The 20,794-nt window shown below is 77.6% G+C and carries 12 protein-coding genes; 3 read left to right on the forward strand and 9 right to left on the reverse strand.

All coding sequences use genetic code 11. From position 1 onward, the window contains the following. The first annotated feature begins 142 nt into the window (after positions 1-142). Positions 143-2,338: a glycosyltransferase gene (locus EAH89_RS09255; protein WP_140882517.1), complete on the forward strand. Its 2,196-nt coding sequence runs from the start codon at positions 143-145 to the stop codon at positions 2,336-2,338. Between the two features lie 61 nt (positions 2,339-2,399). Here the strand turns inward: EAH89_RS09255 and EAH89_RS09260 are convergent, their stop codons facing one another. The 5 genes from EAH89_RS09260 to EAH89_RS09280 are packed head-to-tail and all read right to left on the reverse strand — an operon-like array spanning position 2,400 to position 7,339. Continuing rightward, entirely contained in the window at positions 2,400-4,166 is a 1,767-nt protein-coding gene (locus EAH89_RS09260) for a polysaccharide biosynthesis/export family protein (protein WP_140882518.1), read from the reverse strand. A 56-nt stretch (positions 4,167-4,222) separates the two neighbouring features. Further along, positions 4,223-5,398: a capsule biosynthesis protein gene (locus tag EAH89_RS09265; protein WP_140882519.1), complete on the reverse strand. Its 1,176-nt coding sequence runs from the start codon at positions 5,396-5,398 to the stop codon at positions 4,223-4,225. After that, positions 5,367-6,017, reverse strand: coding sequence for an ABC transporter ATP-binding protein (locus EAH89_RS09270; protein WP_140882520.1), 651 nt, complete (start codon positions 6,015-6,017; stop codon positions 5,367-5,369). The genes EAH89_RS09265 and EAH89_RS09270 overlap by 32 nt, the downstream gene beginning before the upstream one ends. A 21-nt stretch (positions 6,018-6,038) precedes the next feature. Beyond that, positions 6,039-6,854, reverse strand: a complete 816-nt coding sequence (locus EAH89_RS09275) for an ABC transporter permease (RefSeq protein WP_140882521.1) — start codon at positions 6,852-6,854, stop codon at positions 6,039-6,041. Further along, positions 6,851-7,339 (reverse strand): DVU3141 family protein, encoded by a 489-nt coding sequence (locus EAH89_RS09280; RefSeq protein ID WP_140882522.1) that lies wholly within the window; start codon positions 7,337-7,339, stop codon positions 6,851-6,853. Before EAH89_RS09280 ends, EAH89_RS09275 begins: the two co-directional genes overlap by 4 nt. A 42-nt stretch (positions 7,340-7,381) precedes the next feature. Here EAH89_RS09280 and EAH89_RS09285 point away from each other — a divergent pair, with 42 nt between their 5' ends. Continuing rightward, positions 7,382-9,172: a capsular polysaccharide export protein, LipB/KpsS family gene (locus tag EAH89_RS09285; RefSeq protein WP_161993524.1), complete on the forward strand. Its 1,791-nt coding sequence runs from the start codon at positions 7,382-7,384 to the stop codon at positions 9,170-9,172. Between the two features lie 8 nt (positions 9,173-9,180). Beyond that, positions 9,181-9,942, forward strand: a complete 762-nt coding sequence (locus EAH89_RS09290) for an SDR family NAD(P)-dependent oxidoreductase (protein WP_241666926.1) — start codon at positions 9,181-9,183, stop codon at positions 9,940-9,942. On the opposite strand, the gene EAH89_RS09295 is transcribed toward EAH89_RS09290, so the two are convergent. The 4 genes from EAH89_RS09295 to EAH89_RS09310 form a co-directional block, all read right to left on the reverse strand. Next, the gene (locus EAH89_RS09295) at positions 9,939-11,195 is read right to left on the reverse strand and encodes a capsule biosynthesis protein (RefSeq protein ID WP_140882525.1); all 1,257 of its coding nucleotides are present in this window, start codon (positions 11,193-11,195) and stop codon (positions 9,939-9,941) included. The genes EAH89_RS09290 and EAH89_RS09295 overlap by 4 nt on opposite strands. Before the next feature lie 71 nt (positions 11,196-11,266). Continuing rightward, the gene (locus EAH89_RS09300; protein ID WP_241666933.1) at positions 11,267-11,869 is read right to left on the reverse strand and encodes a formyltransferase family protein; all 603 of its coding nucleotides are present in this window, start codon (positions 11,867-11,869) and stop codon (positions 11,267-11,269) included. 212 nt (positions 11,870-12,081) lie between these two features. Beyond that, positions 12,082-13,413: an aminotransferase class I/II-fold pyridoxal phosphate-dependent enzyme gene (locus tag EAH89_RS09305; protein WP_140882527.1), complete on the reverse strand. Its 1,332-nt coding sequence runs from the start codon at positions 13,411-13,413 to the stop codon at positions 12,082-12,084. A gap of 10 nt (positions 13,414-13,423) precedes the next feature. Next, the gene (locus tag EAH89_RS09310) at positions 13,424-20,779 is read right to left on the reverse strand and encodes a type I polyketide synthase (protein WP_140882528.1); all 7,356 of its coding nucleotides are present in this window, start codon (positions 20,777-20,779) and stop codon (positions 13,424-13,426) included. Positions 20,780-20,794 lie beyond the last annotated feature (15 nt).

Consider the following 20,794-nt stretch of genomic DNA (forward strand, 5'->3'; position numbering starts at 1 on the left):
CGGCGGAGCATAGACCACGCGGTTGCGCGCCGGAATGGCTGCCGGGCGCGCGATGTTCCCTTCCCGGTTGCGCGGCCCCTGGCCTCGCGCCGCGCGGCGCGGCATGGTCCGGCCGCTCGCAGGGATGGGGAGACGGGCTGCGGTGGCGGACAGGCTGGGGAAGGGCGCGGCGGACGAGGCCGACGCGCTGCGGGCGCGGGCCGATGCCGCGCGCGACGGGCGCCGCTGGGCGGAGGCGGCGGAGGGCTACGCGGCCTTCCTGCGGCTGCGGCCCGACGACCGCGGCATCCTCGTGCAGCAGGGGCACTGCGTGAAGGAGGCGGGGGACCCCGCCGCGGCGCTCGCCCTCTACCGCCGCGCGGAGGCGATGGAGCCGCGCGACGCCGACATCCACCTCCAGATCGGCCACGCGCTGAAGGTGCTCGGGCGGCGCGGGGCGGCGGCGGAGGCCTATGGCCGCGCCCTCGTGCTCGACCCCGGCGGCACGCAAGGCGGGGCGGATGCCTGGGCGGAGTGGCTGGCCGCGCGCGACGCCCTGCCGGCGCCGCGCGCGACCGGGATGCTGCTCGACCTCTCCGATCTCGTGGCGTGGTGGATGGGGCGGCGCGCGCCGAGCGGCATCCAGCGCGTGCAGGCCGAGATCGCGGCGGTCAGCGAGGCCGGGTTCTGCGCCATGCACCCGGAGGAGGGGTTCTGGCGCGCCCTGCCGGCGCCGCTCTTCCACCGCCTGCACCACCTCTCCCGCAGCGGGGCCGACGCCGAGGCGCCGGAGTGGCGGGAGGCGGTGGGGGTGCTCGAGGCCTGGCGGCGGCGGGGCGGGCTGCTGCGGCCCGTGGCGGGGGCGACGATCGTCACCCTCGGCAGCGCCTGGTGGCTGCCGCGCTACGCGCCGGCGCTGCGGGCGGCGCGGGCGGCCGGGGCGCGGCACGTGCCGGTGCTGCACGACTGCGGGCCGCTGGTGCTGCCGGACGTGACGCCGCGGGAGACGCGGGCGGAGTTCGCGCGCTGGTTCTCGGCCCTGCCGGCGCTGGCCGACGGGGTGGTGGCGGTGTCGCAGGCGACGGCGGCGGAGTACCGGCGGCTGATGGCGCGGCACCTGCCGGGCTGGCCCGTGCCGCCCGTGATCGTCGTGACGCCGGACGGCCGGACGGAGGAGGACGCGGGGGAGGCCCCGCCCGCGCCGGCCGCGGCCCCGCGCGGGATCGCGCGGCTGCTCGGCCTCGCGCGGCGCGGGCGCCCGGCGCCGCCGCCGCCCGCCGTGCCGGGGCTGCCCGCCGGGCCCTATGTCCTGATGGTCTCGAGCTTCGAGCCGCGGAAGGGGCACCTCCTCGCCCTCGAGGCCTGGCGGCTGCTGCTGGCGCGGCGGGGGGCGGCGGGGACGCCGCGCCTGGTCCTCGCCGGGCGGCGGGCGCCGGGGGACGGGCCGGTGCTGGAGGCGCTGGCCGCGGACCCGGCGCTGGCCGCCCACGTCACGGTGCTGCACGACGCCGACGACGCGGCGCTCGGGCGCCTCTACCGCGGCTGCCTCTTCACGCTCTACCCGAGCCGGCACGAAGGGTGGGGGCTGCCGGTCTCGGAATCGCTGCTGCGGGGCCGCGTCGCGCTCGTCTCCGAGATCCCCGCGCTGATGGAGAGCGGGCGGGCGGGGGCGGTGTTCGTCACGCCGGGCAGCGCGGGGGACCTGGCGACGGCGGCGGAGGGGCTGGTGGCCGACCCCGCGCGCCTGGCCGCGCTGGAGGCGCGCATCCCGCCCGGCGGCGGGCTGCGGCCCTGGGCGGAGGTGGCGGAGGCGCTGCGGGCGGCCGTGCGGCGCCTGGAGGCGAGGGAGGAGGCCGGGGAGGCGCGCCAGCCCCCGGCGCTGCCGCCCTGCCGGCCGGTGCCGCTGGGCCACGGGGGCCTGGCGGAGCCGGGGCCGGGGCTCGCCTTCGCCGCGGCGCTGCCGGTGGGCGGCGGCTGGCACGCGACGGAGGACTGGGGGGTCTGGACGATGCCCGGGCGCGCGGCGCTGCGGCTGGCGGCGCCCTCCGGGGGGCCGGCGCGGGTCGCCCTCGCGCTGCGGCCGGCGCCCGGGGCCACGGGCGCGCTGCGGGTGACGCTGGCGCGCGAGGGGGTGGTGCCGGTGGCCTTGGAGTGCCCGGCCGGAGCGGAGGAGGTCTCGCTCGAGATCGAGGCGGGCGGGCCGGTGCTGGAGCTGGCGGTCGAGGCGCCGGGCACGGCGCTGCCGGACGGGGGGCCGAAGGTGGGGGCCGGGCTGGCCGCGGTCGCGGTGATGCGGGCGGGGGCGCCGGAGGACCGGATCGCCTATCTCGAGGCGCGCATGCTGGTGCCCGTCGCCTGAGGCCGTTCTCCTGAGGCCGGTGTCCTGAGGAAGGGGCCGGCGGGAGGCCGGCCCCGCCGCGCTACATGAAGATCCGGGCCGCGAGCGCGGTCTGGTAGATGAGCTGGAACACGTCGCGCGTGACCTGGAACAGCTTCGGGTCGAGCCGCGGGAGGGCGATCAGCTCGTCGCCGGGGCGCGGGCCGACGCGGGGCTCGAGCACGATCTCCCCGCTCGCGCGGCGGATCATGATGTTCGAGAGGTTGCCGCGCTGCGTCAGGCCGCCGGCCTGCTGCACGTAGTCCTCGATGCGGAGGTTCGGGCGCCAGAGCACGGCCTGGGGCGCGGTCACCTCGCCGGCCACCATCACCACCTCGCTCCGCTCCGGCACGACGACGGTGTCGCCGTCCTCGAGGCGCGTGTCGGTGCAGCGGCCGCTGCCGTCGGAGACGACGAGCCGTCCCTCCGGCTGGATGCGGCGCGCGCGGGAGATGTACTGCGAGACGAGCTGCGCCTCGCTCGCGCGGATCTCGGCGACGCCGGTGGTGGAGGAGGTGGCGCTGAAGAGCTGGCGCTCGAGGCGGTCCAGCGTCTCGTTGATGGTGCGGAGCTGCTGGGCAGCCAGGCGCGGGCGGAGGAGGAAGACCGACTGCGTGTCCGCCAGCACGGGGTCGACGGCCACGTGGTCGAGGAGCTGGCAGAGGCCGATGTCGCGGTCGGCGATGAGCACGGAGGGGCCGATGCGGCTGCCCTCGATCGTGACCCGGATGGTCTGGGCGGGGGCGTCCGTGATGAAGCTCGCCACGTCCTGGTCGAGGAGGGAGATGCGGCGGAGCTCGGCGATGGTGGTGTAGCGCGACCAGGGCTGGCCGCTGCGGGTGCCGCGCACGACGACGTTGGTGGCCGACGGCAGGGGCGCCGCGAGCTGGACGAGCTCCTCGCCCGTCATGGCGCGGCCCGGCACCTCGAAGAGGTAGTTGTTGCGGATGGCGCCGTCCACGCTGACGAGCGCGCCCTGCTTGCCGACGACGATCGTGTCGCCCTCGGCGAAGAGGTGGCCCGGCAGGCGGCCGGTGAGGAGGAAGGGGTAGAGGTCCACGCGCTGCACGGTGCGGCCGCCGCGGCGGATCTCGACGTCGCGGAAGGAGCCGCGCGCGGGGTCCACGCCGCCGGCCCGCATGAGGTAGTCGATCACGCTCTCCATGCCCGTGCCGGTGTGGCGGCCGGGGCTGCGGACGAAGCCGGTGACGAAGACGCCGATCCGGTTGACGTTCAGCAGCACGGCGTAGACCTGGACCTGCTGCGTGTAGATGCGGCGCACCTCGCCTTCGACGGCGGACTGGAGAGAGCCCGCGGTGGTGCCGGCGATGCGGATGGGGCCGATGCCCGGGAGGAAGAGGTTGCCGTCGCCGTCGACGGTGCCGATCGCCTCGGACTCGATCGCGCCCCAGACGCGGACCGAGACCCGGTCGCCGATGGCGATGCGGTAGTTCGGGTTCGGCGCGTCGGCCGGCGAGGGCGCAGGGCGGTTGAAGAGGCTGGCGCCGAAGACCGCGGAGGAGGGGCCGGGGCGGCGCGCCGCGTCGCCGAGGGGGCCGGCGACGACGGGGCCGCCCTCCGCCTCGGTCGCGGTGCCGGCGCGGGAGGTGATCGTGCCGTTGGGGAGGATGACGTCGTTCGCCTGCAGCGGCGCGGCCTGGGCGAGCATCGGGCCGAGGCGGCCGGGCACGGGCTGCTCGAGGAGCTGCGCGCGCGCGGCCGCGGGGGCGAGGGCCGCGAGGAGGGCGGCGAGGAGGGCGCTGCGGAGCTTGAGAGAGCGGGTGGTCCGCGCGGGTCCGGTCGGCGTCATGGCGGTCTGGGGTGTCCCGGGTTGCAGGGGGCGCAGGCGCGGGGCGGGGCGGCGGTTCACGACGCGTGCTCGCGGAAGCCGGAGAGGACGAGGGAGCCGATCCCGTAGATCACGAGGAGGACGGCGAGGAGGCTGACGACCGTGTAGGTGGCCTTCGGGTAGAGCGCGCTCTCGGCCTCCTGCGGCTCGGTCACGCGCGCGAGGTAGATCTGCTGGCGGGCGGCGTCGGCGCGGGCGGTCTCGAGGCTGGTGACGGCGGAGGCGAGCTGGCGGTCGGCGAACTCGCGCTCGAGCATCAGGCGCTCGTAGCCCGCGAGCTGGCGGGGCGCGGCGCCGTCGCCGGCGGTCAGGCGCTGGCGCTCGGCGCCGATCTGCGTCTCGAGCGACGCGATGCGGTTGCGCAGCACCGCGACCTGGGGGTTGTCGGGGCGCATGAAGGCGAGGCGCTCCTGCAGGTCGGCGCGGGCCTGGCTGAGCGCGCCCTCGAGCTTGGCGACGGTCTCCATGCTCGCCACCGCCTCCCGCGTGGGGTCGATCGCGCGGCCTTCCTGGCGGAAGGCGGTGAGGGCCTCGCGGGCGGCGACGACGCGGCGCTCGGCGATCTCGACCTCGCGCCGCGCGTCGGCGACGGCGCCGCCGCGCTGGCGCTCGCCGATGCGGTTGACGAGGTTCTCCGAGGCGCGGAGCAGGGCCTCGGCCAGCATCTTGGAATCCTCCGCGCGGAAGGTGCGGACCTGGAGGCTGACGGTGCTCGATTCCGTGTCGTAGTCGGCGACGACCATGCGGCGGAAGTAGCGGGTGAGGCTCTCGACCGTCGGGGCGGAGAACCAGAGGCGGGCGGCGAAGTCGGCCTCCGGGCGGCGCCAGACGCCGACGAGGTCGATGGAGTGGCGGAGCTCGCGCACGAGGTCGGGCGAGCGGAGGTACTCGCGCACGGCCAGCGAGTCCTCGGGCACCGACTTGAAGCCCGCGCCGCCGAGCACGGCGCCGAGGCCGCTCATCATGGTGTTGGAGGAGGGGCCGCGCACGAAGAAGCGCGCCTCGCTGACGTACTGGTCGGCGGCGAGGGTGGTGAAGTAGGCGGTGGCGAGCGCGGTGGGCAGCGCGACGACGAGCAGCAGGCCGCGCCACTTGCGCAGCCGGCGGGCGAGGGCCGAGGGCGGGCGTGCGGGAACGGAGAGCCCCGCCGGCGCCGCCTCGTCAAAGGCGTTGATAGGCGGCGATACCTTCATCGAGGTCCTCATAGAACTCAAGGAGGCCGTTCCGGAGCACGACGGCGGTGCGGCAGTATTGCCGGATGTGGTCGGCGAAGTGCGAGACCATGAGCAGCGAGGCCTGGCCGAGGCGGTCCTCGAGCATGCGGCGGCAGCGCTCGACGAAGCGGCTGTCGCCGGCGGAGAGGGTCTCGTCCACGAGGTAGCAGTCGAACTTCACCGAGAAGGACAGGCCCATCAGCAGGCGGCCCATCATGCCCGCGGAGTAGGTGCGGACCGGCTCGTAGAAGTAGGGGCCGAGCTCCGCGAACTCCTGCACGAAGTCGAGGGTCTCGCGCACGTCCTGGCCGTAGATGCGCGCGATGAAGCGGGCGTTGTCGGCGCCCGACATGCTCGACTGCACGCCGAAGCCGGAGCCGAGCGGCCAGGAGATGGACATCTCGCGCCGCACGCGGCCGCGCGTCGGCGCCTCGACGCCGGCCATGACGCGGATGAGGGTGGACTTGCCCGCGCCGTTGCGGCCGAGCACGCCGACCGCGTCGCCGCGACGGATCGTCGCGTTGATGCCGCAGAGGATGTCCCGCCGCCCGTGGCGCATGGGGTAGGACTTCCAGACGTCCTCGAGGATCAGGGACATGGGGGGCTTCGCATCCGGAGCTCAGAAGATCTCGAGCTTGCGCCGGGCGCCGCGGAGGGCGGCGAGGCCGAGGAGGTTCACGACGAGGATGAAGAGGATGACGTAGGGGATGTCGTAGTAGGAGACGAAGATGGCGCCGAAGATCGCCTCGCGGATCATCTCGTGGATGCTGACGAGCGGCACCCAGAGCAGCAGGTCGCGCGTCTCGGCGGGCAGCCAGGAGAGGGCGAAGAAGGCGCCCGAGAGCGGCATCATGAGGTAGGTGACGGGGTGGATGATCCGCTCCAGACCCTCCCAGCGCGCGACGCCGGCGGCCAGCATCATCGAGATGCCGTGGCAGAGCAGGAACATGAGGACGAGGCCGGCGAAGATCTGGGCGATGTTGGCTGGCCAGACCTCCGCGCTCCAGGCGGCGAGGCCGAGGATGATGAGGATGACGGCGAAGACGGCCGCGGCCTCCAGCAGGTTGCGGGCGATCAGCACGTCGACCGGCGTGACCTGGCGGTGGAAGAGCAGCGTGAGGTTCGAGTGCAGCGCGCTGCCCGCGCGGTTCACGACCGAGCGGAACATGAAGAAGGGCACGTAGCCGGAGATCGAGAAGAGGAAGGGGTCGGGGTTGCCGGGCAGCGCCTGGCCGTGGGCCGCGTGCATCGCGCCGAGGACGCTGCCGAGCACCATCGGTTCCAGGAAGAGCCAGAGGAAGCCGAGGTTGTGCCGCCCGAAGCGGGTCTGGATCTCGCGCATGATCAGGGCGCCGATGACGCGCGCCTGCACGGCCGGGCCCTCGACGAGCCAATGCCGCGGCGCCGGCCGGGCGTTGCCGGCGGCCGCGCTCACGGGCGGTAGACCGCGCCGCCGCGGAGGAGGGCGCGGGCGGCGACCCAGCCCTGGGAGGGGTCCTTGCAGTAGGTGGCGCCGGGCGCCCCGCCGGGCGCGGAGGCGGCGCCGAACTGCACCTCGCGGCACTCGCGGCCCGAGGCGGCGCTGTAGGTGCGGACGAGGCGCGCCTCGACCGTGCGGCCGCCATCGGCCAGCGGCACGGTCTCGGCCTGGCCGGGGCGGGCGCGGGCGGCGAAGGCGGCCAGCGGGTCGGCCGGGCGCACGGGCAGGACGACGCCGGTGGCGGGGGGCGGGGAGACGGGCGCGGGGCCCATGCCGACCGGGTTCCACCAGGTCGCTTCGGTGCTATGGGTCGAGCAGGCGGCGAGGGCGAGCAGGAGAATCGCCGGCGCGAGGCGCGCGGCGGGACGCGCCGGCCGGGCCGGGGCGGGGGGCTGAAGGGGCCCCGTCCGTCCGGGCCGGGCATCCAAGGTTTCGTTCATACGATAAGTTTACCGCAGGACGTGGTGGCAGGCAAAACATCGATGACGGGCAGGATCCATTCCGCCGACCTGTTGCCCATTTCCCGCGCGGACGGGCTTCTCGCGCGCTGGCCGCACCTGCCGGCCTTCTGGCCGGAGCGGGCGCTGGACGAGCGTAAGGCATTGCCATCCTTCACTCTTTCGCCCTTCGCCCCGCCCCGATTCGCGGGGAGGGACCGGCCGTCGCTGGTCGTTACGGACTGTGAAGAAAGTCTTAAGGAGGGGGAGGCGCCGGCGCTGGCGGGCCTGATCGCGCGCCATCGCCTCGGGGGGGTGCCGGGCCTGCCCGACCCCGGCGCGGCCGCGCTCGGTCTGGCCGGCGGGTTCCGGGTTGTGCTAGATTCCTGCGATTCGGAATCGTATCAATCGATACGGCATGCGTTGGACACGGCGCTGGCCGCGGGCGGGGCGGTGCTCGTCGCGCGCGATCCCTTCGCCAGCCCCGCGGCGCCGCCCTGCCTGCCGGACCTGCCGGGCACGCGGCGGCTGGCCGGGCCCCTTTCCCCCTGGACCCTGCTCGACGCCGCCTCGGCGCTGCACGGCGCCGGGCCGCTGATGGCGGCGCTGGCCGAGGCCGCGGGGGTGCCGCACGACCGCCCGGGCGCGCATCTCGTCCCCCTGCTGGCGCGGACGCGCGCGGCGGACCCCTTCCGCGGCCGTTCCTGGACGCGGGCGGAGGGCTTCGCGCTGCTGGCGGACTGGGTGGCGGCCGCGCGGGAGAACCGGGGCGTCTCGGCCTGCATCGGCATCGCCCGCTGGAAGCGCCGGCAGGTCGCGGCGCTGCTGGCGCTGGAGGAGGGGGCGCCCGTCTTCACGAGCACCTCGCGCGCGGTCGCGAAGGCGCGGGCGGAGGGCGGCGCCGTCGTCGCCTGGGCGGCGTCCTGCCCGGACGCGCTCGCCGCGCGCATCCGCGGCCAAGGGGTGGAGCTTCGGCTGCTGGAGGACGGCTTCGTGCGGTCCCGCGGGCTCGGGGCGCGCTTCCTGCCGGGCGCCTCCTACAGCCTCGACGCACGCGGGGCTTATTACGACCCGCGCCAGCCCTCGACGCTGGAGACGATCCTGGCGGGCGGCGGCTTCGAGCCCGGGCTCCTCTCGCGCGCGGCGGCGCTGCGGGCGGAGATCGTCCGGCGCGGGGTGTCGAAGTACAACCTGGCGGGCGGGGCCGCGATGCCCGACCTGCCGGCGGACGGGCGGCCGGTCCTCCTCGTGCCGGGGCAGGTGGAGGACGACGCCTCGGTGCGGCTGGGCGGGGGCGCCATCCAGTCCAACCTCGCCCTGCTGCGCGCCGTGCGGGCGGCCGAGCCGGACGCCTTCATCCTGTACAAGCCGCACCCGGACCTCGAGGCCGGGTACCGGCGCGGGCGGCTGCGGGCGGCGGACTTGGCGGGGCTGGCGGACGCGGTGGCCGGGGGCGTGCCGCTGCCGGCGCTGTTGCCGCACGTCGACGCGCTGCACACCCTCACCTCGCTCTCGGGCTTCGAGGCGCTGCTGCGCGGGGTGCCCGTCACCTGCTGGGGTCAGCCCTTCTACGCGGGCTGGGGGCTGACGGAGGACCGCGCGCCCCTGCCAGCGGGGCGCCGCGGCGTGGCGCGAAGCCTCGACGAGCTCGTGGCGGCGGCGCTCATCCTCTACCCGCGCTACGTCGACCCCGTGACGCTGCTGCCCTGCCCCGTGGAGGTGATGCTCGACCGCCTGGCGGACCCCGCGGCCTGGCGGGTCTCGCCGCTCACCCTGCACCGGGGGGTGGAGGGATTCCTGCGCGGGGCGCTGGCGCGGATCGGGCGGCGGCGGTGAGGGGCGGGGTGATCGTCTCCGGCGCCTCGCGCGGGCTCGGGGCGGCGCTGGCGCGGCGCTTCGCGGCGCCGGGGGTCACGCTCGGGCTGCTGGCGCGGGGCGAGGCGGGGCTGCGCGAGACGGCGGCAGCCTGCGAGGCGCGGGGCGCGCGCGTGCGGGTCGCGGTGCTCGACGTGCGGGACGCGGCGGGGGTGGCGGAGGCGGTGCTCGGCTGGGACGCGGAGGCGCCGACGGCGCTGGTGGTGGCGAACGCCGGCATCGCGGCGGGGCGGCGGCCGGACGGCACGGCGGAGGGGGTGGCGGACGTCGCGGCCCAGGTCTCGGTGAACCTGCTGGGCGCGGTGAACCTGGTCGGGCCGCTGCTGCCGGCGATCCGGGCGCGGGGCGCGGGGCGGATCGGGCTGGTGGCCTCGGTCGCGGCCTTCCGGGGCCTGCCGGACAGCCCGGGCTACTGCGCCTCCAAGGCGGGGCTCTGGGCCTGGGGGGAGGCGATCCGGGCGGACCTGCGGGGGACGGGCGCCGGGGTGACGCTCATCGCGCCCGGCTTCTTCGAGAGCGACATGGGCCGCGCCTGGCGGGGCGGGCGGCCCTTCTCGCTCTCGACCGAGGCGGCGGCGGCGCGGGTCGAGCGGGCGCTGCGGCGGGGGCGCCCGTCCTGCGCCTTCCCGCTGCCGCTCGTCGTGGGGCTGCGCGCGCTGTCGCTGCTGCCGGCGCCGCTGGCGGACCGGGCGGTGCGGCTGCTGCGGTTCCGGATCGCGGAGGGCGGCTAGGGCGGCGTCTCGAGGAGGGGCTGGTTGACCAGCCCGTGGTGCAGGCGGTGGACGGCGCCCGCCACGGCGGCGTCGAGGCCGGGGCGGGCGTAGTAGGCGCCGCGGAGGTGCAGGCAGTGGGCGATGCCGCGCAGGAAGGCCTCGCGCAGCACGGGGTCGGGCGCGCGGCCCTCGGTCCAGAAGGTGCTGAGCGGGCCGCCATGGGTGAGGCCGGGGATCTTGTAGAGGGCGTCGCCGAGGGCGAGGGTCGGCAGGCGGTCCACGATCGAGCGCAGGCCGACGGTGCTGTTGATGGTGATGACGCCCTGCACGCTCTCGGTAATGGCGCCGAGGTTGCCGCCGCCGAGATAGTGGACGCGCTCGGCCACTCCTGCCCGCTGCGCCATGCCCGCCACGCGGCGGCCCCAGTTTTTGATGGCGGGGTCCAGCGGGTGGACCTTCACGAGAAGCTGCGCCTCCGCCGGCGCGTGGGCGGCGAAGGAGCGGGTGACCTCGTCGATGGCCGTGTCGAGGTCGGGGTAGGTGGAGTAGGCGCGGACGGAGAAGTCGGTCTCCATCTGCATCGCCATGAGGAAGAGCGGGCGGCCCTGGCGCTTCAGCCGGTCGATGATCGCGTCCGCCCGCCGGTTGGCGCGGCGGCGGCCGAGGATGCGGGTGAGGGTGCCGAGATAGACCTGCAGCGGGTTGTAGATCTGGTGGCTCTCGTAGTGCCGGAAGGGGCCGGGGACGAGGCTGGCGAAGTGGTAGGCCATGTCCCAGACGGCCTGGTTGAAGAAGCTGTCGCGGTAGCGGGTCGCGAGGTCGGGCGGCGGCAGGTCCCTGGCGAGGGCGAGGATGGCCTCGGGGTCGCGCGGGAAGCGGCTCTCGCGGTTCAGGCCGTCGAACTCGAAGGTGATCCAGTCGGGGCGGAGGTAGCCGAAGTCGGTGGCGACCACGTCGGTGCCGCGCGCCCGCGCCGCCGCGATCGCCTCGCGGTGGTAGAAGCGCTGCTCGCCGAGGAGGACGATGGCGTCGACGGCGTGCCGGTCGAGGAAGGCGGCGATGAAGGCGGGCCATTCCTCGGGGCGGCCGGTGAAGTCGGTTGCGCCCGGGCCACGCCAGGCGAGCCGGTCGCCGAGGCAGAGGTTGATCCGGTGCACCCCGTGGCCGAGGCGGCGCAGGCCCGCGCCGATCTCGCTGAAGAACGGGGTGATCGGCCCCTGCAGGAAGAGGAATTGCCTCGGCCGGGGAGCGCTTTCTGATTCCTGAGGCACCCGGGTTCCATATGCGGCGCGGGCGGCGGGGACAATCCCGCATCGGCCGGGCCCGCCCGGCCGCGGGGTGGTCAGAGGCGGGCGCGCAGCGCCGCCCGGATGTCGGCGGCGTCGACGAGGCGGAGGCCGCGGCGCCGGGCGTCGCGCAGGGCGGCGCGGGAGGGGAAGGGGCGGTAGGGCAGGGGCTCGACGGGCCGTTCCTCGGCGTCGCCGGTGGCGAGGCGGGCCAGGGCCTCGGCGGCGAGCGGGACGGCGGCCTCGTGCAGGAGGCGGGCGGCGGCGGAGACGGTGGTGCCGGGCGGGAGGGGAACCGCGCGCTGGGCGAGCACCGCCCCGGCGTCGATCCGGGGCACGAGGCGGTGGACGGTGACGCCGTGGGCGCCGTTGCCCTCCAGCCCCGCCCAGAAGGTGGGGATGGGGCCGCGGTGGCGGGGCAGGAGGGAGGGGTGGACGTTGATGCCGCCCTTTGGGGCGAGGGCGAGGGTCTCGGCGGAGAGGATCCCGTCGAAGTGGAAGGTGACGATCAGCTCGGCGCCGGAAGCGCGGAGGGCCTCGGCGAAGGCGGGGCCGTTCACGTCCTCCACGGCCACCACGCGCGCGGCGCCGTCGGACAGGGCGCGGGCGAGCGGCCCCGGGCCGGGCGAGAGGAGGCCCGCGAGGCGGGGCAGCGCCATGTTCACCAGGAGGTAGCCGAGAAGGCGCGGCCCCGAACGGCGGAGGTGGCGCCAGGCCTGGCCGAGCGGGCCGCCGGCGCTGCGGCGGTAGGGGTTGGAGAGGCCGACAAGGGCGAGGCTGTCGCGGTGGCGGGCGGCGAAGGCGGCGACCGCCCCCGCGCTCGCCGCGCTGGCGAGGGTGAGGAGGGCGATGCGCGGGAGGGGCGCGCCGCTCAGCCCGGAGACTCCAGGGGCGGCTCCGCGGGCGGGGTGCCGGCGCAGGCCTCGGCGACGATCGCGGCCGTGCGGTCGATCTGCGCCTCGGTGTGCTCGGAGGAGACGAAGAAGCGGAGGCGGGCCGCGCGCTCGGGCACGGCGGGGAAGGTGATGGGCTGCGCGTTCACGCCCCGCTCGAAGAGCGCCGCGGAGAGGCGGCCGGCGCGGATCGAGGAGCCCGTCATCAGCGGCACGATGGCGTGGCCGGCCGAGGCGCCGGCGTCGAGGCCGCGCGCGCGCAGCGCGTCCCGCAGCCGGGTGGCGTTGGCGTTCAGCCGCGCGACGCGCCAGGGCTCCTCGGCCATGACGCGCAGCGATTCGAGGGCGGAGGCGGCGAGGACGGGCGCGAGGCCGACGGAGTAGACGAAGCCGGGGGCGGTGTGGCGCAGCCAGTCGATGAGCTGGCGCCGCGCCGCGATGTAGCCGCCGCAGGAGGAGAGGGTCTTCGACAGCGTGCCCATCCAGATGTCGACACCCGAGGGATCCACGCCCTGCAGCTCGAAGAGGCCGCGGCCCGCGGGGCCGAGCACGCCGAGGGAATGCGCCTCGTCCACCATCAGCCAGGCGTCGTGGCGGCGGGCGACCTCGACGAAGCGGGCGAGGTCCGGCACGTCGCCGTCCATGGAGTAGTGGCCTTCGATGACGATCAGCGCGCGGGCGGCGCCGCGGCGCAGCGCGGCCAGCTCGCGCTCGGCGGCCTGGGGGTCGTTGTGGGCGAAGGCGACGCGCTTCGCGCCCGAGAGGCGCGCGCCCTCGAGGCAGGAGTTGTGGATCGTCGCGTCGTGCAGGACGACGTCGCGCGGGCCCATGAGGTGGCCGATGACGGTCACGTTCGTCGCGTGGCCGGAGACGAGGCAGAGCGCGGCCTCGGTGCCGTAATGCGCGGCGAGCGCGGCCTCGAGGGCCGCGTGGGGCGGGCGCTCGCCCGAGACGACGCGCGACGCGGAGGCGGAGACGCCGTAGCGGTCGATGGCGGCATGGGCGGCGGCCTTCACGCGCGGGTCGCCGTTCAGGCCGAGGTAGTTGTAGGAGGAGAAGTTGAGGTAGTCCGCGCCGCCGATGCGCGTGGTGTCGGCGGCCAGGCCCTCGTGCGGGCGGAAGAAGGGGTTGGGGAGGTCGAGCGCCTCCATCGCCGTCTTCATCAGCTCGAAGTCGCGCAGCGCCGGCAGGGCGCCGAAGGAGCGCGCGTCCTCCTCGGCGCCGCTCTCCTCCTGCCGCGCGCGGCGCTTGGAGAGGCGTTGCAGCAGGGCGAAGCGGGCGGCGGCGGTGAGGCCGGTTCCCCCGGTCATTGCGCCCGCCTCATGCCGGCGTCTCCGCCGCCTCGCCCGGCGCGGCGGGTTCGAAGGTGTCGAGCAGCGCGTCGAGCTGCGCCTCCCGCGCGCCGCCCGAGAGGCCCTCCACCATGCGCGCGGCGAGGCCGGCGACGGTCAGGTCCTCGGTGACGGCCGAGAGCGGCACGGGCATGCCGAGCCGCGCCTCGAGCGCGCCGCGCAGCTCGAGCCCGCCGAGGCTGTCGAGGCCGAGGCGCGCCACGGGCGCGTCGGGCGCGATGCTCTCGGCGGGGAGGCGGAGGATGCGGCCGAGCTCCTCCGCGCCGATGCGGACAAGCATCGCCCGGGCCTCGGCGGCGGGCAGGGCCGCGAGGTGGGCGCGCATGTCGGCGATCCCCGCGTCCGCGTCCTCGGCGCCGGCGCGGAGCGCGGCGAAGGCGGGCTCGCGCAGCACGGCGAGGGCGGCGCCGGCGCGCGCCCAGGCGACGCGCGCGAGCGAGACGACGGGCGCGCCGCCCGCGAGGAGCGCGGGGAGGGCGTCGAGCGCCTCGCGCGCGGCGATCGGCTCCACCCCGAGGCGGCGGGCGAGGGTGCGGGCGGTCTCGGCGTCGCGCGCCAGCACGCCGGCGTCGGCGATCGGCCCCCAGCAGACCGCGAGCGCCGGCCGGCCCTGCGCGCGGCGTCGGCGGGCCAGCGCCTCCAGCGCCGCGTTCGCCGCGACGTAGTTCGCCTGGCCGGGATTGCCGAGCGCGGTGGTGGCCGAGGAGAAGAGGAGGAAGAGGTCGACCGGGTCGGCGGCGGTCAGGCGGTCGAGGTTCTCCGCCGCGCCGAGCTTGGGGGCGAGGCTGCGGGCGAAGCGGGCGGCGTCCATGCCGCTCGCCGCGCCGTCGTCGAAGACGGCCGCGGCGTGGACGACGCCGGTGACGGGTCCCTCCGCGCGCAGCGCCTCGAGGAGGGCGTGGAGCGCCGCGCCGTCGGCGGCGTCCACCGCGTGGGCGCTGGCGCGGGCGCCGAGGGCGGCGAGGGCGGTGATCGCCTCCCCCACGCCCGGGGCGGCGGGGCCGCGGCGGGAGAGGAGGGCGATGCGGGCGGCGCCCTGGGCGGCCATCCACTTGGCGCATTCCAGCCCGAAGCCCGCGGTGCCGCCGGTGACGAGGATGGTGCCCGCGCCCGGCGCCCAGGGGGCGGGGGCGGCGCCGTCGGGGCGGGGCGGGAGGACGACGATCTTGCCGATGTGCCCGCCGGCCTGGAGGAGGCGGAAGGCGCCCTCGGCCTCCTCCGCGCCGCGGCGGGAATAGGGAAGGGGGCGGAGGCTGCCGTCGGCGAGGCGGTTGCGGACGGATTCCAGCAGCCGCGCGGCCTCGGCCGGGCGGGCGCTGGGGAGCTGGTCCACGTCGATCCCGAAATAGGTGACGTTGCGGCGGAAGGGGCGGACGGCGACGCGGCGGTCCTCGGCGTAGTCGCGCTTGCCGAGCTCCACGAAGCGGCCGAAGGGCTTCACGAGGGCGAGCGAGCGCTCCATCGCCTCGCCGGCGAGGGAGTTCAGCACGACGTCCACCCCCTCGGGCCAACGGCGGCGCAGCGCGTCGTCGAAGCCGGCGGCGCGGCTGTCGAGCACGAGGTCGGCGCCGGCGGCGCGGAGGAAGGCGCGGCGGGCCTCGCTGCCCGCGGTCATCGCGACCTCGGCGCCGGCGGCCTGGGCCACCTGGAGGGCGGCCAGCCCCACCGCGCCCGCGCCGCCGTGGATCAGCACGCGCTCGCCGGGCAGGAGGCGGGCGAGGGTCTCCAGCGCGTAGACGGCGGTGAGGAAGGCCACGGGGATGGTGGCGGCGGCGGCGAAGGAGAGGCCCTCGGGGATGGTGGCGAGGGCGGCGGCGCGGGTGAGGGCGCGGCTGGCGAGCGCGCGGGGGGCGAAGCCGAAGACGCGGCTGCCGGGGTGGAAGGGCGTGCCGGGCCCCGCGGCCTCGACCACGCCGGCGCACTCCATCCCGAGGCCGGCGCCGGCGAAGCCGTCCTTCAGCGTCTCCTCGGGCAGGAGGCCCTGGGCCCACATGAGGTCGCGGAAGTTGAGGCCGGCCGCCTCGACGCGCAGCCGCACCTCGCCCGGGCCGGGCGCGGGGGGCGCCTCCATCGGCTCCCAGGCGAGGGAGGCGAGGGCGCCGGGCTGGCGGATGGCGAGGCGCGCGGCCCGGGCGGGGGCCGGGGGCGCGCCGAGGGCCACGCGGGGCGCGCGGCGGGCGAGGTGGCCGAGGACGAGCTCCGGCTCGGCGCCGGGGGCGAGGATCTCGGGCAGGAGGCGGGTCGCCGCGGCCGCGGGGGCGAGGGCGGCGTCGACCAGGATGCGGCGGGGGGCGAGGTCCGGCATCTCGTTGGCGAGCACCCGCGCGAGGGCGCGCAGGGCCTCGGCGGCGGGGGTGGCGGCGTCGCCCTGGGCGACGAGGGTGAGGCCGGACGCGCTGCCGAGCGCGGCCTCGGCGAGGCGGACGAGGCCGGCGAGGGTGGTGGGCAGCCCCTCGGGCGCGGGGTTGGCGAGGGCGACGACGGTCGCGCCGCGCAGCGCCCGCGGCGGCAGGGCCTGGGCGTCCTCCAGCCGGTGGCGCTCGACCGCGGCGCCGGTGGGGTCAAGCGCGAGGGCCAGCGCCTCGGCGAGGGGCCCCGCCCCGGCGTCGGCGACGAGCAGCAGGCGGCGGCCCTCGGCGCAGGGCGGGGCGGCGGGCGCGGGCGCCGGGCGCCGGGCCGCGACGAGGAGGGCGGGGATGGGCGAGGCGCGCAGCGGCTCCGCGTGGCCGGCGAGCCAGCCCTCGGCCTCGAGCGCGCCGCGCCAGGCGGCGGGGCCGGGCAGCTCGGTCCGCGCGCCCTCCAGAGCGGCCTGGCCGCGCAGGAAGTCGGCGACGCGGCCGGGCTGGGGCGCCGCGAGGAGGAGCGCGCCGCCCTCGGCCAGGGAGGCGGCGAGGGCGGGGAGGAGGTCGGGGCCGGTGCGCTCCGCGAGGGGGTCGAGGAGGCCGACCACGAGGTCCGCGGCGGGGAGGGGGGCGCCAGAGCCGGGGTGCCACTCGGCGGTCGAGACCTCCGTCGCCTCGTGCGGGGGCGGGGCCGGGCGGGCCTCGCCGGCGAGGACGTGGAGGATGCGCCGGCCCGAGCGGGCGAGGCGGGCCGAGAGGGCGAGGGTGAGGGCGGGGCCGCCGAGGTCGAGCACGCGCAGCGGCCGCTCGGGCGGCCAGGCGGTGGCGATGGCGCCGGCGGCGTCGGCCAGGACCGCGGCCAGGCGGGTGCGGGCGGCGGATTCGTCGGAGAGGGCGAGGGGCGGGGCCTCGGGCGGGAGGTGCCCGGCGAGGGCCTGGGGAAGGCGCTCGGCCGCGAGCGCGAGGGTGGCGAGGTCCTGGGCGAGGACGGGGCGCTCGGCGAGGACGGAGAGCCAGATGTCCTCGGGCGCGGGCAGGTCGTCGCCGGGCAGGAGGCGCCAGGCGCTGCCGTCGCGCGCGGCGAGGCCGTCCTCCTCCAGCGCGCGCAGCATGGCGGCGGCGTAGGGGTTGGTGGGCAGGATGGCGGCGCCCGGGGTGGCGCCGGGCAGCGCGCGGGCGACGGCGGAGGCGGCGTAGGCCTCCAGGAGAAGGGCGGATTCCGAGAGGTCGAGCGCCTCGTCGCGCGCCTCGGCGGCGGCGAGGGCGGCGCCGAGGTCGGGGAGGACGGGGAGGAGCGCGGGGTCGTGGGCCGGGCGGTCCTCGAGGCGGAAGGCGGCGAGGTCGGCGCCCGCGCGGCCGAGGCGGGCGCGCTGGAACCACACGCCCTCGGCCGCGGCCACCGGGCGGCCGGCGGCGTCGGAGAGCACGAGCCTGGCCTCGGCGGCGCGCTGGCCGGCGTGGTCGAGGAAGAGGGCGGCGCGGGTGGCGGGGCCGGCGCCGCGGCGGAGGACCAGGCGCTCGAAGCGGACGGGCACCAGCGCCTCGCCGGAGGGGCCGGCGCCGAGGCCGCCGCCCTCGGCCAGGAGGGCAATCAGGCCCTGCAGGGCGCCGTCGAGGCGGACGGGGTGGAGGTGGAAGCCGGCATCGGCCGGGGCGGCGGGGGGCAGGTCCAGCACCACCTCGGCGGCGGCACCTCCCTCGGCGAGGAGGACGTGGCGGACGGGGCGGAAGGCGGGGCCGTAGTCGAGGCCGCAGCGGGCGGCGGCGGCGTGCAGCACCGCCTCCTCCACGCGCCGGCCGCCGGCCGGGGGCGCGGCCTCGGGCAGGGCGCCGGCCCCGGTCGCGCGCAGCAGGCCGCGCGCGTGCAGGGACCAGCCCTCGGCGCTCAGGCGGCGGCGGGATTCGAGGCGGAAGGTGCCGTCGTCGGCGAGGCGGAAGCGGACCTCCTGGCTGCCCGCCTCGGGGCCGCCCGCGGGGACGGGCAGGGGGCGGAGGATCTGCAGGGTGCAGACCTCCAGCGCCTCGGCGTCGGGGAAGCGGAGGGCGGCGGCGGCGAGGGCCATCTCGGCCATGGCGGCGGCGGGCAGCACGGGGTCCTCGCCCAGCCGGTGGTCGGCCAGCCAGGGCATGAGGGCGGCGTCGAGCGGGCGGCTCCAGAGCGCCGCGCCGCCCTCCGGCCCCGCGTCGCGGCGGAAGCCGAGCAGGGGGTGGTCGAGCGGGGCGTCGTGCAGGCGCGCGGCCTCGGGCGTCGTCGGGAACCAGTGGCGCGCGCGGGCGTAGGGGGTGGGGGGCAGGCCGCGGCGGAGCGCGGGACCCCGGAAGGCGGGGGCGCCGCGCGGGTCGGCGCCGAGGGCGATCGCGCGGTCCGCGATGGCCGGCACGGGGTCGCCCGGCGGGTCGCGGCGCGAGAGGCCGGCGAGGACGGGCGCGGGGGAGCCGGCGGCGCGCAGCGCCTCCCGCAGGTAGGATTGCAGGATGGGGTTGGGGCCGATCTCGATGACCAGCCCGGCGCCGGCGCGGGCGGCGGCGCCGGCGGCCTCGGCGAAGCGCACGGGGGCGCGGAGGTTGCGCCACCAGTAGGCGGCGCCGGCCGGCTCCGCGAGCGCCGCGCCCGTGACGGTGGAGAGGAAGGGCAGCCGGGGCGGGGTGGCGCGCAGGCCCTCCAGCGAGGCGGCGAGGTCGCGCTCCACCTCGTCCATGGCGGCGGAGTGGAAGGCGTAGTCGAGGTCGAGCACCACGAGGTTGATGCGCTGGCGCCGGGCGGCGGCGGAGAGCCGCTCGATCGCGGCGGCGGGGCCGGCGATGGTGAGGGCGCGGGGGGCGTTGCGGGCGGCGACCTCGAGGCCGGGGCCGCACTCGGCGAGCAGCGGCGCGGCCTCGGCCTCGGTCGCGGTCATGGCGGCCATGCGGCCCCGCCCGCGCGTACGGGCCTGGGCGGCCGAGCGCGCGACGATCAGACGGGCGGCCGCGGGCAGGTCGAGGATGCCGGCGGCCAGCGCCGCCGCGACCTCCCCGACGGAGTGGCCGAGCACCATGGCGGGCTGGATGCCCTCCGCCGCGAGGGCGGCGACGAGGCCGTGCTGGGCGGCGAAGAGGGCGGGCTGGGCGACCTCGGTGGCGGCCAGGGCCTCGGCCGTGAAGCCCTCCGCCAGGCCGCGGGCGACGGACCAGCCGAGGCGGGGGGCGAGCTCCGCGTCGGCGGCCTCCACCGCGTCGCGGAAGGCGCGGGAATGGGCCATGGCGTCCCGGGCCATGCCGGGGAAGGGGGAACCGTTGCCGGAGAAGGCGAAGGCGACGCCGCCAGCGCCGACGCCGGGCGGGACGGCGCCCTGCACCCCCATGGGCTCGCCCGCCGCGAAGGCCTCCAGCCCCGCGGCCAGGGCCTCGGCGCCGGCGCCGCGCAGGACGAGGCGGTGGGGGTGGAGGTCGCGGTGGCGGGCGAGGCCGCGGAGGAGGGCCGGGGCTTGCGCGGGGGCGGCGCGGAGGGCGGCGGCCCAGGCCATCGCGGCCGCCGGCAGGGTGGCGGCGCTGCGGGTGGAGAGCAGCAGGGGCGGGGCCGCGCCGCCCGCCGCCCCCCCGTTCTCCGCCGGGCCGCGGGCGGCCGGTGGGGGGGCGGGGGCGAGGAGGAGGGAGGCGTTGGTGCCGCCGAAGCCGAAGGAGTTCACGCCGATCACCGGCCGGCGGCCCGGCAGGCGCTCGGCCGCCGTGGGGACGCGGAGGTTGAGGCCGGCGAAGTCGATCCTCGGGTTCGGCTCGTCGAAGTGCAGGCTCGGCGGGATGGTCCGCTTCTCGAGCATGAGCAGGGCCTTGAGCAGGCCGGCCATGCCGGAGGCGGTCTCGAGGTGGCCGATGTTGGACTTCACGGAGCCAACGGGCAGGGACGCGGCCCGGGCGGCGCCGGAGAGGACCTCGCCGATCGCCGCGGCCTCCACGGGGTCGCCGGCCTGGGTGCCGGTGCCGTGGGCCTCGAAATAGGCGACCTCGTCCGGGGAGAGGCCGGCCTCGGCCAGCACGCGGCGGAGCAGCGCGGCCTGGGAGCGGCTGTCGGGCAGGGAGAGGCCGATGGAGCGGCCGACCGCGTTCACGCCGGCGGCCAGGATGACGCCCCGCACCGCGTCCCCGGCCGCGAGCGCGGCGGAGAGCGGCTTGAGGACCACCATGCCCGCGCCCTCGCCGCGGACGTAGCCGTCCGCCCCCGCCGCGAAGGCGCGGCAGCGGCCGGTGGGGGAGAGCATGGCCGCGCGGGAGAAGCCGACGAAGGCGTAGGGCGAGAGGAGGAGCTGCACGCCGCCGACGAGGGCGGCCTCCATCCGGCCGGCGCGGAGGGCGTCGACGGCGAGCGACAGGGCGACGAGGGAGGAGGAGCAGGCGGTGTCGACCGTCTGGGCGGCGCCGCGGAGGTCGAAGACGTTGGTGATCCGGTTCCCGAGGATCGAGAGGGTGTTGCCGGTCATGAAGTGCCGGTCCACGCCCGCGGGGTCGGAGAGGCGGAGCTCCGCGTAGTCGGTGGAGGAGCCGCCGACGAAGACGCCGATCTCGCGCCCGGCGACGGCGGAGGCGGGCCAGCCGGCGTCCTCCAGCGCTTCGGCCGCGACCTCCAGCAGGAGGCGCTGCTGCGGGTCGGCCTCCGCCGCCTCGCGCGGGGAGAGGCCGAAATGGGCGGGGTCGAAGCCCGCGACGTCGCCGAGATGGCCCGCGGCGAAGGTGTAGGCGCGGCCGGGCTCGCCGCGGCGGGGGTGGAGGAAGAGGTCCTGGTTGAAGCGGTCGGCCGGCAGGGTGCCGACGGCGTCGCGGCCCTCGGCCAGGAGGGACCAGAAGGCGCCGAGGTCGGGGGCGCCGGGGAAGCGGCCGGCGGCGCCGACGATGGCGATGGGCTCGGGCGGCGACGCCTCCGGCCGACGCGATGCGGCGCGGCGCCCGGGCTTGCGGGCGGGCCGCGGGCCGCGCGCGGCCGCGGGCCGCTTTCCTCCTGTCGGGCTCATGCCGTCCCCCCGCCG

The organism is Muricoccus nepalensis (assembly GCF_006438825.1).
Lineage (GTDB): Bacteria > Pseudomonadota > Alphaproteobacteria > Acetobacterales > Acetobacteraceae > Roseomonas > Roseomonas nepalensis.

What these genes read in the sequence shown, in the direction of transcription:
- EAH89_RS09310 (WP_140882528.1), bottom strand. Translation starts at nt 20,779, where the DNA reads ATGAGCCCGACAGGAGGAAAGCGGCCCGCGGCCGCGCGCGGCCCGCGG.
- EAH89_RS09270 (WP_140882520.1), bottom strand. Translation starts at nt 6,017, where the DNA reads ATGTCCCTGATCCTCGAGGACGTCTGGAAGTCCTACCCCATGCGCCAC.
- EAH89_RS09260 (WP_140882518.1), bottom strand. Translation starts at nt 4,166, where the DNA reads ATGACGCCGACCGGACCCGCGCGGACCACCCGCTCTCTCAAGCTCCGC.
- EAH89_RS09285 (WP_161993524.1), top strand. Translation starts at nt 7,382, where the DNA reads ATGACGGGCAGGATCCATTCCGCCGACCTGTTGCCCATTTCCCGCGCG.
- EAH89_RS09305 (WP_140882527.1), bottom strand. Translation starts at nt 13,413, where the DNA reads ATGACCGGGGGAACCGGCCTCACCGCCGCCGCCCGCTTCGCCCTGCTG.
- EAH89_RS09300 (WP_241666933.1), bottom strand. Translation starts at nt 11,869, where the DNA reads ATGGCGCTGCCCCGCCTCGCGGGCCTCCTCTCGCCCGGCCCGGGGCCG.
- EAH89_RS09265 (WP_140882519.1), bottom strand. Translation starts at nt 5,398, where the DNA reads ATGAAGGTATCGCCGCCTATCAACGCCTTTGACGAGGCGGCGCCGGCG.
- EAH89_RS09280 (WP_140882522.1), bottom strand. Translation starts at nt 7,339, where the DNA reads ATGAACGAAACCTTGGATGCCCGGCCCGGACGGACGGGGCCCCTTCAG.